This is a genomic window from Exiguobacterium sp. E4787 (assembly GCF_018618375.1).
GTDB classification, from domain to species: domain Bacteria; phylum Bacillota; class Bacilli; order Exiguobacteriales; family Exiguobacteriaceae; genus Exiguobacterium; species Exiguobacterium chiriqhucha.
On record NZ_JACSLY010000001.1, the window covers coordinates 370,862 to 385,543 of the forward strand.

Annotated in this window: 18 protein-coding genes; 7 read left to right on the forward strand and 11 right to left on the reverse strand. The window is 51.9% G+C overall.

Annotation, left to right across the window (positions count from 1 at the left end):
- Nucleotides 1-4 precede the first annotated feature (4 nt).
- On the reverse strand, nucleotides 5-316 hold the full coding sequence (locus KNP80_RS01920) for a thioredoxin family protein (RefSeq protein ID WP_021065580.1): 312 nt from the start codon (nucleotides 314-316) through the stop codon (nucleotides 5-7).
- A 114-nt stretch (nucleotides 317-430) separates the two neighbouring features.
- Between KNP80_RS01920 and KNP80_RS01925 the strand changes: the two genes are divergently transcribed.
- The gene (locus KNP80_RS01925; protein WP_021065579.1) at nucleotides 431-763 is read left to right on the forward strand and encodes a hypothetical protein; all 333 of its coding nucleotides are present in this window, start codon (nucleotides 431-433) and stop codon (nucleotides 761-763) included.
- 49 nt (nucleotides 764-812) lie between these two features.
- Here KNP80_RS01925 and KNP80_RS01930 read toward each other — a convergent pair whose 3' ends face one another.
- Entirely contained in the window at nucleotides 813-1,829 is a 1,017-nt protein-coding gene (locus KNP80_RS01930) for a PTS sugar transporter subunit IIC (RefSeq protein WP_021065578.1), read from the reverse strand.
- A gap of 127 nt (nucleotides 1,830-1,956) precedes the next feature.
- Nucleotides 1,957-3,030: a M42 family metallopeptidase gene (locus tag KNP80_RS01935; protein WP_214717579.1), complete on the reverse strand. Its 1,074-nt coding sequence runs from the start codon at nucleotides 3,028-3,030 to the stop codon at nucleotides 1,957-1,959.
- A 136-nt stretch (nucleotides 3,031-3,166) separates the two neighbouring features.
- Here KNP80_RS01935 and KNP80_RS01940 point away from each other — a divergent pair, with 136 nt between their 5' ends.
- The 4 genes from KNP80_RS01940 to dhaM all read left to right on the forward strand — a co-directional run bounded on the left by KNP80_RS01940 (nucleotide 3,167) and on the right by dhaM (nucleotide 5,526).
- Nucleotides 3,167-3,469, forward strand: a complete 303-nt coding sequence (locus tag KNP80_RS01940; protein WP_021065576.1) for a PepSY domain-containing protein — start codon at nucleotides 3,167-3,169, stop codon at nucleotides 3,467-3,469.
- 104 nt (nucleotides 3,470-3,573) lie between these two features.
- Nucleotides 3,574-4,551, forward strand: a complete 978-nt coding sequence (dhaK, locus tag KNP80_RS01945; protein ID WP_131471307.1) for a dihydroxyacetone kinase subunit DhaK — start codon at nucleotides 3,574-3,576, stop codon at nucleotides 4,549-4,551.
- A gap of 23 nt (nucleotides 4,552-4,574) precedes the next feature.
- Nucleotides 4,575-5,165, forward strand: coding sequence for a dihydroxyacetone kinase subunit DhaL (gene dhaL / locus KNP80_RS01950; RefSeq protein WP_214717581.1), 591 nt, complete (start codon nucleotides 4,575-4,577; stop codon nucleotides 5,163-5,165).
- Entirely contained in the window at nucleotides 5,158-5,526 is a 369-nt protein-coding gene (gene dhaM, locus KNP80_RS01955; RefSeq protein ID WP_251128809.1) for a dihydroxyacetone kinase phosphoryl donor subunit DhaM, read from the forward strand. The genes dhaL and dhaM overlap by 8 nt, the downstream gene beginning before the upstream one ends.
- Nucleotides 5,527-5,550: 24 nt before the next feature.
- Here the strand turns inward: dhaM and KNP80_RS01960 are convergent, their stop codons facing one another.
- Entirely contained in the window at nucleotides 5,551-6,060 is a 510-nt protein-coding gene (locus tag KNP80_RS01960) for a hypothetical protein (RefSeq protein WP_251128810.1), read from the reverse strand.
- Between the two features lie 105 nt (nucleotides 6,061-6,165).
- Nucleotides 6,166-6,813, reverse strand: a complete 648-nt coding sequence (trmB, locus tag KNP80_RS01965; protein ID WP_214717585.1) for a tRNA (guanosine(46)-N7)-methyltransferase TrmB — start codon at nucleotides 6,811-6,813, stop codon at nucleotides 6,166-6,168.
- Nucleotides 6,814-6,948: 135 nt separating this feature from the next.
- On the opposite strand from trmB, the gene cydS reads away from it, so the two are divergent.
- The gene (cydS, locus tag KNP80_RS16095) at nucleotides 6,949-7,059 is read left to right on the forward strand and encodes a cytochrome bd oxidase small subunit CydS family protein (protein WP_021065570.1); all 111 of its coding nucleotides are present in this window, start codon (nucleotides 6,949-6,951) and stop codon (nucleotides 7,057-7,059) included.
- Nucleotides 7,060-7,104: 45 nt separating this feature from the next.
- Here cydS and KNP80_RS01970 read toward each other — a convergent pair whose 3' ends face one another.
- From KNP80_RS01970 to pepV, 6 genes are read right to left on the reverse strand one after another with little or no spacing between them, the layout of a single operon-like run.
- On the reverse strand, nucleotides 7,105-7,899 hold the full coding sequence (locus KNP80_RS01970) for a phosphotransferase family protein (RefSeq protein WP_029595153.1): 795 nt from the start codon (nucleotides 7,897-7,899) through the stop codon (nucleotides 7,105-7,107).
- 50 nt (nucleotides 7,900-7,949) lie between these two features.
- Nucleotides 7,950-10,115, reverse strand: coding sequence for a type I pullulanase (gene pulA, locus KNP80_RS01975; RefSeq protein ID WP_214831922.1), 2,166 nt, complete (start codon nucleotides 10,113-10,115; stop codon nucleotides 7,950-7,952).
- A gap of 21 nt (nucleotides 10,116-10,136) precedes the next feature.
- The gene (locus KNP80_RS01980; protein WP_058764022.1) at nucleotides 10,137-10,976 is read right to left on the reverse strand and encodes an NERD domain-containing protein; all 840 of its coding nucleotides are present in this window, start codon (nucleotides 10,974-10,976) and stop codon (nucleotides 10,137-10,139) included.
- Nucleotides 10,946-11,521 (reverse strand): RNA 2',3'-cyclic phosphodiesterase, encoded by a 576-nt coding sequence (gene thpR / locus KNP80_RS01985; protein ID WP_029595150.1) that lies wholly within the window; start codon nucleotides 11,519-11,521, stop codon nucleotides 10,946-10,948. Before thpR ends, KNP80_RS01980 begins: the two co-directional genes overlap by 31 nt.
- 5 nt (nucleotides 11,522-11,526) lie before the next feature.
- Nucleotides 11,527-12,678 carry an MFS transporter gene (locus KNP80_RS01990; RefSeq protein WP_214833443.1) on the reverse strand — a complete coding sequence of 384 codons (1,152 nt, stop codon included), beginning with the start codon at nucleotides 12,676-12,678 and terminating at the stop codon, nucleotides 11,527-11,529.
- A 59-nt stretch (nucleotides 12,679-12,737) separates the two neighbouring features.
- On the reverse strand, nucleotides 12,738-14,123 hold the full coding sequence (pepV, locus tag KNP80_RS01995; protein ID WP_214833448.1) for a dipeptidase PepV: 1,386 nt from the start codon (nucleotides 14,121-14,123) through the stop codon (nucleotides 12,738-12,740).
- 306 nt (nucleotides 14,124-14,429) lie between these two features.
- On the opposite strand from pepV, the gene KNP80_RS02000 reads away from it, so the two are divergent.
- A complete protein-coding gene (locus KNP80_RS02000; RefSeq protein ID WP_081637897.1) occupies nucleotides 14,430-14,651 on the forward strand; it encodes a DeoR family transcriptional regulator in 222 nt (73 codons plus the stop codon).
- Nucleotides 14,652-14,682: the final 31 nt, after the last annotated feature.

The window sequence follows — 14,682 nt, forward strand, 5'->3', positions numbered from 1 at the left end:
TGAATCACCCTAACCCATGAAGGAAGGCTTCGACTTGCTCCGGCGTCTTCCGTTCGCGTCCGACATAGCGGTCGACTTCTTGTCCGCCGTTGAAAGCGACGAAACTTGGAATTCCGAAAATGTCGAGTTCTTGCGCAAGCTCCATCCATTCATCACGATCGACGTAATAAAATGACCAGTCTGAGAACTTCGCTTCAATGTCCGGCATGAATGGGTCGAGGAAACGGCAATCGCCGCACCACGTTGCTGAAAACATGAGGACGCTCTTCCCTTGTTTCGCTGCTGTATATTCGTTCATCGTTGTCAGTTGTTTCATCTTCACCACTCCTGTTCTTTTTTCCTCATTCATGATAGCATAAGTCCGTTGTCACATTCCGCTCTCGTGTTTTATGATAGTCGGGAGTGAAGACTACGTGAAAAAGGTGAAGTCATGACAAAATGGACACGCGAACAGTTGAATCCAGAAATGAAGCATCCACTTGAACAACTCGTCGGCGTCATCGGCATGTTGGCGATTCTACGCTACGGTTATTTGTTCATCGATACGGACAAATCACGAGGCGAGATTTTCATTTGGCTCGTCGTCGGATTCGCCGTGATTTACATACTTGAACGCGTCGGCAAGCGTCTTGTGCGCAGGCTGCCCATCATTCGAAAACGTTTTTTACTCCCCGTCTATGCCGTCTTGCTCGTACTATTCCTCGCGAGCTTCCGCGTCCCGCGGGAAACGGTCGAAATCGTCCGGAATTTTTTCGGGTGGTGAACGAAAGAGAGCGTCCCGCTTATTTGCCGGGACGCTCTCTTTCGTATGTTCAATATTCGATTTTCATGTCGTTCGGTCGAATCCGGTTCATCCGGACCAACACTTGATAGACGGCGTAGCTGAGCACCGCTGGCCCGACGATTAAAAAGCCGAAGACGACGATGAACGTATACCAACTGAAGCCCATCGTTTCGAGCATGACGATCGGTCCGACGAGTCCACTTGTTCCCATGCCAGCGCCTGCCGCGACGCTCTCGAGTTCAAACAACAGAATCGCAATCGGCGCGAGCACGGCGCCGGCCACGGTCGGCGGCAACAGAATCCATGGGTTTTTGACAATATTCCCGACTTGGAGCATAGATGTACCGATGCCTTGGGCGATGGCGCCTCCGATGCCATTGTCCCGATAGCTCGTGATGGCAAACCCGACCATTTGGGCAGCACACCCGACCGTCGCCGCACCGGCGGCAATCCCGCTCAAACCGAGCATGAGGGCGATGGCCGCGCTCGAGATCGGAGCCGTGAGCGCGAGCCCCATCAACGTCGCGACGACGACGCCCATGAACAGTGGCTGCTGTTCCGTTCCCCATTCGATCCATGTGCCGAGCTGTGTCATGAACAACCCGACGTATTTACCGATATAGGTCGCACTTAAATAACCGATGCCGATCGTCGTGAACGGCGTGACCAAAATATCGAGTTTCGTCGACTTCGAGACGAGCTTGGCGACTTCGACGGCGAGCAACGTCGCCACATAACTGCCGGCAGGTCCGAACTCATAGCCGAACGCCCCGACGACGAGTGCCGAGAACAAGATGAGCGGTGGTGCCTGGAGTGCATAGGCGATGGCGATCCCGATGGCAGGCCCGGTCAAGCCGATGGCCACGTCACCAATCTCGATGAGTGTCGAACCAAATCCGGACAGGCTCGTCTCAAGCAACTGTCCTCCGGCCGTCTTCATAATCAAGCCAATAATGAGCGTACTGAATAATCCGAGTGCCATATAACTGAGAGCCGTCACGAAATAGAGCGACGGACTGAGCGTAATCCCTTTTTTCTTAAGCATAGAAATTCCTCTTTTCTGTCTTGTCAGTCGTAAAGTTTCTGTCTTCACACTTTTATCAGTATAAGCGTTTCTCGTGAAATTTCAATATGAAAAAAACGCCACTCCCCGAGTGACGTTCTTCGTTCAATTAGCGTGAAGCCCGGAGCGTCTCCATCGTCGAGCGATCGAGTCGTTTGACGAGTGCCTTCAGGAGCGCTTTCGCCGCGTCGTAGTCGTCCGTATGCAAAATCGAGGCATGCGTGTGGATATAACGCGCCGCTACACCGATGACGGCCGTCGGCACCCCTTCCCCGCTCATGTGGATGCGACCCGCATCCGTGCCACCTGGCGAGACGAAATACTGGGTCTTAATGTTTTCATCAGATGCCGTATCGAGCAGGAAGTCACGCATCTCAGGAGACATGACCATGACCCGATCGAGGATACGAATGAGTGCCCCTTCCCCGAGCTGTCCGAACTCTGTCTTATTGCCTGATGCATCGTTGGCCGGTGATGCGTCGAGGACGAGCGCGACATCCGGACGAATCATTTCGGCTGCTGTTTGGGCACCACGGAGACCGACTTCTTCTTGTACGGTCGCCCCGGCGAACAAGATGTTCGGGTGATCGGCTTTTGTCGTCTCTTCGAGCAACTCGACGGCGAGCCCAACGCCGTAGCGGTTGTCCCATGCCTTGGCCATAATTTTTTTCGGATGTTTGAGCGGCGTGAATTCGCTCGTCGGCACAGCCGGTAGACCCGGACGTACGCCCCACGATTCGGCCTCTTCTTTCGTATCGGCCCCGATATCGATAAACATTTGCTTCATGTCCATCGGCTTGTTCATCGCCTCCGGTCCAAGCAAGTGCGGCGGCGTCGATGCGACGACCCCTGGAATCAATCCATCGGCCGTCACGATGTCAAATCGTTGTGCCATGAGCACTTGGCTCCACCATCCGCCGAGCGGTTGTATGTACAGCATCCCGTTTTCTGTGATTCGGGTGACCATGAATGCGACTTCGTCCATATGACCAGCGATCATGATGCGTGGTCCCGCCTCATCGCCGACTCGTTTCCCAAAGATCGAGCCGATGCCATCCGTCATGACTTCATCGACGTGCGGTGTGATTCGGTCGCGAACAAACCGGCGGACCTCTGATTCAAACCCGGGCGCGCCCGGAAGCTCTGTTAACGTCTTGAATAAGTCTCTCGTTTTTTGTTCCATTTCCATCCATCCCTTCAACCGTTCTTGTTTCATTATATACAGAACTTTTCGACAGATGCGAATGGTTTTCGTTCCAATGGGGTACAGGTTTTGGTACGATGTACATGATAGCCATAGTTCAAGGGGAGGTAGTCATATGAAGAAAAGATATTGGTTAGTTGGAATCGGGGTTGCCATCGCAGCCGCACTTATGACGAAAAAAGTGTTAGATGAACGAAGCTTATCGGCCGAGGATGCGCTTGAGTACACGAAGCGTGCATTTTCAGCCAAAGGTCACGTCCAAGGGGCATGGATCTCGGCATCACCTGAGATTTATACGTATGATGGACGCGAGTACGACGTCTTCAAAGGCGGCATCTCGGTTCTCGAGAACGATGAAGAGAAGACGTACCAATTCACAGTCGATTCAGAGACTGGCGCTCTACTTGAATATGCATGAGATGAGGTCGGCGAATATTTTCGCCGACTTTTTTTGTTTAATTCACCCAAAAGAGTGGAAAATTGAATATGGTACTTTTCAAACTCAAAAAGGAGTGATCCCACGTGAAGAAACTGATCGGTGAAGCAAACGAGCTCGTGTCACAAATGGTCGAAGGTATGGTCCACGCCCACCCTGAACTGTACGGTCGTGTGGAAGGATTCAATGTCATCTGTCGTGCCGACGGGGCCAAGTCCGGGAAAGTCGGACTCGTCTCAGGTGGAGGGAGCGGTCACGAACCAGCGCACGCCGGTTATGTAGGCGATGGGATGCTCGATGCCGCCGTATGCGGTGAAGTGTTCACGTCCCCGACGCCGGACATGGTGCTCGAAGGGATCAAAGCGGCCGATGGCGGCAACGGCGTATTGCTCGTCGTCAAAAATTACGCAGGTGACGTCATGAACTTCGAACTCGCCGCCGAACTCGCGGACGCCGAAGGGATTAAAGTCGATCACGTCGTCGTCGCCGACGATGTCGCTATCACGAATAAAGAAGACCGCCGTGGTGTCGCCGGTACCGTGTTCGTCCACAAGATTGCCGGTGCAGCCGCAGCGAGCGGGAAATCACTCGACGAAGTGAAAGCGCTTGCGGAGAAAGTCGCGGCCAATGTCCGCTCAATGGGGATGGCCGTCGAACCTTGCTATATGCCAGTGAGCGGTAAACCTGGATTCGATTTGAACGAAGAAGAAATGGAAATCGGAATCGGGATTCACGGCGAACGCGGCGTCGAACGGAAACCGACGACGAACGTCGATGCGATTGTCGATGACTTGCTCGATCATTTGAAAAAAGAAGTCAGCCCCGGCGAGGTCGCCGTCATGGTCAACGGTATGGGCGGAACGCCTCTATCTGAACTGTACGTGACGTATCACTTCGTCGCGAAAAAATTGGAAGATGCCGGCTATTCATTGAAACGAAAATACGTCGGCAACTATATGACATCACTCGAGATGCATGGCTTCTCGATCACACTCTTGCCGCTCGATGAAGAGTTGACGGGCTATCTCGATGCACCATCGGCGGCACTCGGTTTCAAACTCTAATCTACGAATGAGGTGTTCATGCAATGTTGACGATTGAAGGATTCAAGCAAGCATTACGGCACGCCCAATCAGAGATTGAGGCGAACAAGGATACATTGACCGATCTCGATCGCGCCATCGGCGACGGAGATCACGGCATCAATATGTCGCGTGGCTTTGAAGCGGTCGTCGCTGTCCTCGATGATGACTACGCAACTCTCGGCGACTTGAGTAAGAAAGTCGGGATGACGCTCATGTCGAAAGTCGGTGGCGCAGCCGGTCCACTTTACGGTTCCGCCTTCGTCAAGGCAGCGCCTAAATTTGGTGACGCGACCGAAGCCGATTTCAATCTCGTCAAAGAAGCGCTCGTCGAAGCAGCGACAGCGATCAAGGCGCGCGGGAAATCGGAAGTTGGCCAAAAGACGATGGTCGATGTGTGGGATCCGTTCTTGAATGACTTGAACGAGTCCGACGACTTTGACGCGAAACTTGATCAACTCGTCGGTGCGACTGAGGATATGGTCGCCACGAAAGGACGGGCGTCTTATTTCGGTGAGAACTCTCGCGGCACCGTCGACCCGGGGGCCCTCTCGAGTTCAATCGTCTTAAAAGCGATTATGAAGGAGGTTGAGTGATATCGTAGAGATCATCATCGTATCCCATAGCGCCAAAATCGCTGAAGGGATTCAAGACTTGATGAAAGAGATGGCTCCGTCCGTTCCGATTCATTTAGCGAGCGGGCTTGAAGACGGCAGCATCGGGACTGATGTGACCCGAATCCTTGAGGCCATTGAAGCCGTCGACAAAGAGGCACTCATCTTATCGGATATCGGTTCGGCCACGATGAACGCCGAACTGGCCGTCGATATGTATGAAGGCGAGAAAACCGTCCAGTTTTATGACGGTCCAATCGTCGAGAGTGCCTTCGTCGCTTCCGTCTCAGCCGGTAACGGCATGGACGTTGCTCAAATCGTCGAACAGTTAAAGATGGCATAAAAAAAGAGCCTCGCGGCTCTTTTTTTAACGTGGGTTATCGTTTTTCTCGTAGATCGGGTTCATGTATTCAGTCGTCGAGTAGAAACGTGGCACGACAACGAACAAGATGACAGCCGGAATCGCGATCATAAGTAACAAGATCAAGACAGGCAACCAATAGACGATTTGTTGTCCGAGCATGTCGATGTTTGCGTCTGCAAATTCAGTCGCGCCTTCGACTTCTGCAAGGTCAGCTGTTGCGAGGATTTTGTTGTCCGTCGCATCATAGTAATGGAACTCCGTCTTACGTGTGATGAAGATGCCGTCACGGACCGTATCAATTTCAACGACCGCCGCGATGACTTCGTTGCCATTCGAGTGACGGAGCGTCTCTTCTTTTACGATTTCAGCCGTTCCTTCTTTGTAATCATAGTGCGTGGCCTTCAAATCCTCTTCAAGGGCGTCCAAGAACGCCTCATTTGCCGAGGTATTAAGTGGTGCGATTGTTAGAATGAAGATTAGTGCAAGCAGGCTTGCCCATGCTTTTTTCAACATCCCCATGTTCCCCCTTCTCTAATTCCAGTTTAGCGTCATTCCTATTGTACCAAGAAGAAAGAAAAAAGTGTGAAGAAAATGCTATTAAAATAAGAAAAAAGCGTGTCAAATTTTCGGGCGGAACGCGGCCTCCATCCGATAAATCGGTTGTCCCATGGCGCTGAAGCGCTCTTCGTACTCGGTACGGACGTTATCTGCCGGTTCGTTCGCGTGAAGATCAAGTGAAATATCTGTGAAGTACATGCCGTATTGACTCATGCTTTCGAGTGAATATTCGAACAGTCCGCGGTTATCCGTCTTGAAGTGAATCTCGCCTCCGCGTGGCAACACAGCCTCGTACGTGGCGAGGAATGTCTTATACGTCAAACGACGTTTCGCATGTCGGGTCTTCGGCCATGGATCTGAGAAGTTCAAATAGACGCGGTCGACTTCGCCGGCTTCGAAATAGTCGACGAGTTGCTTGGCATCCACAGTCAAGACGCGGACGTTCGGCATCGGCATTTCGACGAGCTTTTGCACGATCGACACGGCGACGCTCTCGAACAACTCGATGGCGATGAAGTTGACGTCCGGGAACTGCTGGGCCATCCCTAAAATGAATTGCCCTTTCCCCGACCCGACTTCGATGAAGAGCGGATTGTCGTTCTTAAATTCTGATGTCCAGTTCCCTTTTAACGTTTCGGGATGAGTGATAAAGACGTGTTCTTGAGCTTCCATGTATTCTTTAGCCCAAGGCTTGTGACGTAAACGCATGTTTTTCCAACCTTTCGTTCAAGAAATGTTCAAGTTTCAGCTGACTAGCCGCTTCGCGCGAGCAGTCCCCTTGCGATTATACACGAAATCATTGTTTAATGAACATGAATCATCCTTCACAAGGAGGTTATATCGATGAGCACGTTAGATCAATTTCTTATTTTTTACGCGGCTCCGTTGACGTTCTTCGGCGCCGTCATCGCGACGTTCGTATGGGCGTATTTCATGAAACCTGATGATGTCTGATGCATATGGAAAGGGATGGCTCACACTCGTGATCCATCCCTTTTTTCATTGTGTCCGTTCCTCTGCTTCATCGAGCAATTCCCGGAGCACGGTCAATCCTTCTGCTCGGGCGATGCCGTTCTGTTCCCCATATAAGGTCAGAACCGTCTGGGCAATCGCATACCAGTGCATTCGATAGTGTAACTCGGAGGTGAAACGGATGCCGTAATGGCTGAACCACGTCTCCCAGTCTACCTCGTCGACGTAGCTGTAGACGACCATGGCCAAATCAAAGGCACGGTCGGCGATGATGGCGTCATCCCAGTCGGTCAAATATAACAGACCGGTCTCATCCTCAATCCAATTGTTATGGTTCAAGTCTGAATGGCAGACGACGAGTTCACGTTCGTCATCAATCGGCTGATGGACCGACAACCAACGGATTGCCTCATCAATCGTCACGTCCGCCTCGTCTTGCTCGTAAGCGGCACATTGCCGAAGCAACAGTGAGGACGTGACCGGTGTATGATTCAACTGCTGCAACATGAATAATAGCTCTTTCGAATGATGAATCTTCCCAAGCTGTGCCGCCACATCAGCCCGTTTCATATCGGCTGGCGAGAGCTCACGACCTTCGATGAACTGTTGGGCACTGAGGACGTCACCGTTAAACATCCGTTTCGTCCACAGCAATTTGGGGACGATGCCTTCGGCGGAAAGAATGGCTAAAAACGGGGACGAGTTTCGTTTGACAAAGATTTTTTGTTGGCGCGTCGTCGCTACGTACGCTTCGCCTGTAATGCCGCCTGCGGAAGCCACCGTCCACTCTTCACCGAGCGCACCGATTATATCTGAATACATATTCATCACGCTCAAATCTCATTAAGAATTACAAAGATACAATCACCATATTAACACGCGATAATCGTCATTGACAACGACTCGACTTGAATCTGGCTCGGATTTCGTTCAATCGGGACGAGGCTCGCCGTTTCCCCTTGGACGTAGACGTTCCAGTCCCCCTCCGCTTGGAATGTCACATCGTGGAACGTTCCGTTCAGATAGACGCGGACGCGCTGCCAGGCATCATAAGAATGGCTCGCCGTCAGCTCATATGCAATCACGCCCGGGGGCGACGGTAGGAACTTGAACTGTTCGATGACTTTTTGCCGGGTATCGTAGCGGAAACACGTGTGACGGCGCCGTAACTTGAGTAGTGTCTTCACGAACTCGACCTCGCTTTGCCGCTCGTCACGTAAGTCCCAATCGAAGTGATTGATTCGGTCCGGTGCATTATAGCTGTTCTCAACCCCTTGTTTTGTCCGACCAAACTCTTGGCCGGCGTGAAGGAACGGGACGCCTTGCGACGTGATGACGATGGCTGTGGCGAACCGTTGCATCCGCAACCGCATCGTCTCGTCCATATCTTCACACGACAAGAGCAATTTATCGTACGTCGTATAATTGTCATGCGCTTCGACGTAGTTGATCGTATACTGCGGGCTTGGGAAACGCCCGACGGTGACGTTCGGGATCTGTACCGCTCCGGTGAGGCATTCACGAAGCTCCCACTCCCGCCACTCGTTCCCGGAGACGAACCCGCGCTCCCGGTCATTGAACGTCGACCCTTTCAAGGCGTCCCGCATCATGTCATTGAAATGACCGATTCGGGGCATGAAAGCCGCGTTATGCGACGAGGCTTTCAATGACGGGCTGAGCGGTGTTGCCAAATCCCATCCTTCCCCGTAAATCAAAATCGAGCGATCGATTTTATCGAGTGCGGCCCGTATTTGATTCATCGTCTCGACGTCATGAATGCCCATCAAGTCGAATCGGAAACCGTCGACGTGATACGTCTCGGCAAAGTACGTCACACAATCGACAATCATTCGTCGCATCATATACCGTTCTGAGGCCGTGTCGTTTCCGACGCCGGTCCCGTTCGCGACCGCCCCGTCATGTTCATAACGGAAATAATAGTACGGGACGAGTGCTTCGAGCGACGATTGCTCACGGATGAAGATATGGTTCATGACGACATCGACGACGACGCGCATGTCATGCCGATGCAAGGCATCGACCATTTCGGCATACTCTAGAATGCGTGATAGCGGCTCGTCAGGTTTCGAGGCGTAACTGCCTTCCAACCCGAACCAATGGATCGGATCATAACCCCAGTTGTAGGGCATCCGGGTCGCTTCGTCGACGCTTCCAAAATCATGGACCGGCAATAACTGCAGGTGCGTAACCCCAAGTTCTTTCAAATAATCGAAACCGGCACTGTTCCCCGCCCGGGTTTTAAGCCCAGTCTCGACGATGCTGGCGTACAGCCCTTGCCGTCGACTCGTCGACGCAGGGTGGCTCGTGAAGTCACGGATATGCAGTTCATAGATGACGGCATCTGTCGCTTTGCGGAGAGGCGGGCGTTCTGCCGGCTCCACGTGCTCAGCGACGGCTGTCTCAACATCGATCAATACGCCAAATTCGCCATTTAGGCTGACGGCTTTGGCGTAAGGATCGACGACCTCGTTCGTTTCGACAGGTGTCTTGACGTACAGTCGATAAAAATAGCCTTCGTACAGTCTAGGAACATCGGCATGCCAGACGCCTCGACCGCTCCGAGACATGCGAAATCGTTCAATCTCACGATGCGTTTCGGGATCATGGATGACGAACCAAATCGAAAACGCGACGGGCGACCAGACATATGCCTCAATTGATTGCCCGGAAAATGAAAGGCCGAGCGGTCCGTCATAGGCATAGCGACGTTCAAACTCGTCCGTATGCACAATTTCGCGGGGCACGACGACAATCGTCTTATGTCCAGGGTGAAACACGGTATAGACCGCTTCGAGCGTAACCGGGCGCGTCAATTGGATATCTCGTTCAATCGTGCCCGCCTCTGTCGTCCATTCGTTGAGCACCACATAATCGACCGGTCGACCGTTTTGTTCGATTTGTACCGGTACGGATTCATATTCGGCAATGACCTCGAGTCGAATCGTCTTGAATGAGAGCAAGGAAGCCTGTTCAATCGTCACATGAGACGTCGTTTGCTGATTTGGTGTGTAATGCATACGCGTTCCATCCTCTCCTACCTACTGGTCCAAAAATTGTCGAAACGGCATCTGGGCTGTCGCATCTAGTAGTTTCGCCACATCTCGAATTTGTTGGGCTTTGACGATCGGCGCCCTCGTGTTCACTTGTTTCATCCACGGCTCATAATCCGCGCGTGAGATGAACTGAGTCGACCGAATTTCAGGCACATGATCGAAATAGCCTTGTGGGGCCACCGTCACTTTTTGGATGACCCCGTCATAGGACGGAAGAAACTGTCGAACGATTTCTTCGGTGCGCGTCAACGCGATGAGCGGGTTGACTACACGTTTATTTTCCCCTTTGAGCGGTTGATGAATCCACGTCTTCTGCTTCGATATGTGATAGATGCTGCGGTCGCCGTCGAGCCATTCGACCAGGTAAATATGCGATGGTCCGATGATGAGATGGCTCAGTTCGACCGTCGCCCCGTTCCATTCGACGACCGGACGATACATGAAGAAGTGTTGGTCGTTCCATTCGGATACCATCTTGCGATATCCGTATTCTCGCAAAAACGGCAACAACGGGACGTCCGCCTCGGTCGCCCCTTCACAGGCGTATTGCAGTTTTTGGATATGACGGCGGTTCGTGAGCAACGTCTGGAACTGCGACTCCGAGAGCGGTGTCGGTTCGAGCTCGATGCGTTCCGTACGGCGCCAAAATTTCCACCACGGGTTCTCAAACTCCATGATTTCGGGAGGATTCAACCGATTGGAATCGTGAAGACGACGCATGCGAGCGACATCGGACTCGACATACTCTTGAAAGCGATTGAACTGGTCGAGCATGTTTCGTTCATATTTAGATGTTACGTCAAAAATTTTAATCGGGATCGCCATGTGTCCTCCTCTGACCGCTGTAACGGAAATACTTCGACTGCCTCATAGGCAGGGGTATGGTTTGGATTGATTCGATAAAGTACGACCGTTTCAATCGGCTCCTCGATGGTAAACGTCGGGGCGATGTACGGGATTCGTGTGCCTGTGTCCCACTTCTTCGCGAGTGTGACGTGGGGGACGAACGGTTTACGGTCGAGTGCTGGAATCTCTTCGGATAACTTTCGTCGAAGCGTCCCGGTAAGCGCCGTCAAGTCCACGGACGGTTCCGGGACGATCGTCAAGACACGCGGACGATCCGGTCTACCGAAGTGGTCGATTTGCTGGAACGTCAGCGCGAACGGGGCCGTCGACGTTGTCACTTCACGTGTGAGTTCTTTCACTGCCTCGACTTCATCATCGTCCAATGAACCGAGAAACTGAAGTGTCAAATGAAATTCCTCCGGACGATACGTTCGACGATACGAATAAAACGGCAAGATGTCCCGCTGTACATGTTCGAACTTTTCGTCCTCGATGGGTAGTGCCAAAAAATAATGTGTCGACATGACCATCATCCTTTCACTCGAAAACGTCTCAGTCCAAAGAAGAGGACCGCTCCTAGGATGTTGACCACCGTGTACATCCAAAATACACCGATGATGCTGTTATATTCAATGATAAATCCACTGAGGAGGTTGAATCCGGCCGTCGCTAGTCCTGACGTGATGGCCATATAGACGCCAATCGCCGTCGAGACGACGTTGCGGCTGACAAGGCTGCGGACAAATTGAAGTGCGACCGGAATCAATAATCCGACGACCAGTCCTTGAACGATGGCAAGAATCCAAACGACCCAAATCGGGGGCTCAAGTGCTAACCAGCCGTTGCGAAGCGCCGAAATCAAGGCGGCTCCCGCCAGCACGTTGACCGTACCTAGACGTGAGACGATTTGGTAAGCCACTTTCATGAATGGAATTTCGCATAATACCGCGACAAGGAACAGTGTCCCGACGAGCGTCGTTGAGCCTCCGATGCTCGTCACATAAATTCCGAAGTAATAGTTATTCGCGTAAATAGGGCCGAAGACGAGCATGCCCCCAATCAAAAAGGCGATGAACGGCCCATTCCAGACGGCCGACCATTGGAACGGTGCCGTCGTGTGCACTTGCTTCGGTTCCTGTTCAGATACGCTCCGCACGAACAGCGTACCGATTGCCAGCATGACGGCGCTGAGTAAAAACGTACTCGCGAGTCCCCACGTCGTGTCCGAGATGCGACCCATGACGAACACCGCAATCGCAAATCCGGCCGATCCAAACAGACGGATGGCCCCGTAGTCGATTTTGGCGCGTGACGTATACTCGAGTGTCATCATATCGACGAGCGGGATGTGTGCACATTGGAAGATGGACCAGGCGATCATCAACATAATAATCCATACGTAAGACGTCGCGAACAAGAACGTGAGCGATAAGGCAGCCGCCCCGAGCATTGCGATAATCAACCAAGCCCGAACCCGCCCCGTTCGGTCGGCAAGCATGCCCCATAGCGGTTGGACACCGATTGAGAGGATCGGCATGATGGCGACGATTGTCCCGACCTGACCCGGAGACAAATCAAAACGTGACTGGGAGAAGAAAAGCGTCATGTAAGGAATGAGGGCTCCTTGGGCAAAGAAAATGGCGACGTAAATCGATTGAAACGATATTTTTTGTTGGTTCAAAGTAAACTTCCTTCCTAACAGACAGAGAGCCGACCGAATCAGTCAGCTCTCACGGGTTATTATTTAGCGAGCTCATAAATCGCTTCCGCATAGATGGCGGCGGCGCGAAGTAAATCTTCAATTTCCATGTATTCATCGACTTGGTGGGCGACGTCTTTCGCTCCAGGGAACAGCGCCCCAAAAGCGACACCAGCCTCGAGCGAGCGCGCATACGTCCCTCCGCCAATGGCCATCAAGTGCGCTGACTCGCCGGTCTGACGTTCATAAACGTCTGCCAACGTTTTCACGAGCGGATGGTCTTCGGCCACATGGTGCGGCGGCATATGATGACGCGTCGACAGTTCAAACCCGAACGACAAGGCGATCTCTTTCAAGTTTTGCAACCGTTCCTCGAATTTCGCGGTGTATGGATAACGGATATTCACCGTCGCCGTCCGTTCGTCCCCTTGATAGCGGAACACGCCACCGTTAATCGTCAAATCGCCCGTCTCATCACTTGCTTCGATACCGAGTGAAATCCCGCGTGAATCGGCGAACACGTGACGAATGAACTCGATGTAGCGCTCTCCTTGAATGTCGAGCGGGAGCGTCAACAAGAAGCCAGCGAGGACGTAGGCCGCGTTGACTCCGTTATCTGGTTCCATGGCGTGGGCGGCCACACCTTTCATCGTGATCGTATACGTCCCTTGGTCCCATGTGCACGTGCCGTCCGCTTCATATTTTTCGAGATACGCTTCAAACTTTTCTTCGAGAACGTCTTCTGTCTCAAGTACCGCTGTCGCAAAGTCCGGGACCATGTTCGGCCGTTCTCCACTCACGAACGAGACCAAGTGATGTTTCGAGCCTGGCACCCGTTGAATTGGGAGCTGCTTCAAGACGCCATCGTATAGCCCCTTTTCAGCATTGATAATTGGAAAGTCAGCGTCCGGTGCGAAGCCATATGTCGGCATCGCCTCTTGTTTGAAGTATTCGCGGACACAACGCCATTCGCTCTCCTCATCGCAACCTGCAATCAGGCGGACGCGTTTCGATAGCGGCAATCCAAGTTCCTTCACGATGCGCAGTCCGTAATAAGCAGCCATCGTCGGTCCTTTATCGTCATTGCTGCCACGGGCGTATATTTTCCCGTCGGCGATGGTAGGATTGAACGCCCCATACGTCCATCCCTCCCCAGCCGGCACCACGTCTAAGTGACAGAGGATGCCAACGATTTCTTCCCCTGAGCCGTATTCTAAATGCCCCGCGTATCCGGCGACGTCTTTCGTAGCGAACCCGTCTCGCTCTCCGAGTGCAAACATATAATCGAGAGCTCGGCGGACTTCAGGTCCAAACGGTTCGTTCGGGCCAGTCTTCGTCTCATCAAGCACGCTTGGGATTTGCAATAACCCTGTTAAATCTTCTAAAAATGTGTCTTTTCGTGCGTCGATTTCTTGTCTCCAATTCATATGGATCTCTCCTTTGCGAATGTTCTCTCCCTTATTAGTATATCCAAATGTTAGAAAGACGAACATTCATTTCGAAAATATTTTTTCGTTCGTCTTTTAGCCTTTTGTTCACGTCTTTACATATCCTTCATTCGATATTTACGTTCATAATCGTTTCTTTACATTTTGATTGTTCGTTCTTTTCCCTTGCAATTCTATGTAGGAGCGGTATACTAAAGATGTAATTTTAGAAAATAACAATTTCATATTTCATTTGTCGTCCGTAGGTTTTGTCTTTCATCATTCTACGCATTGGGAGGTCATCCAATGAAAGGTTCAACAGATCGTATGCTAACCCGCATCAAGTCCATTTATTTGTTCATTAACGAAAGGGAATGCGTCACCACTTCTGAACTAGTAGAGGAGTTCGGGATCACATCGCGCACCGTACAGCGTGATTTGAACGTGCTTGAATACAACAATCTGGTTGAAAGTCCGAGTCGCGGAACGTGGACGTCGTCAAAACGTTCGCTCAAGACGGCAAATTAAATAACAAGTTACGAGGGATTCCGACAACGGG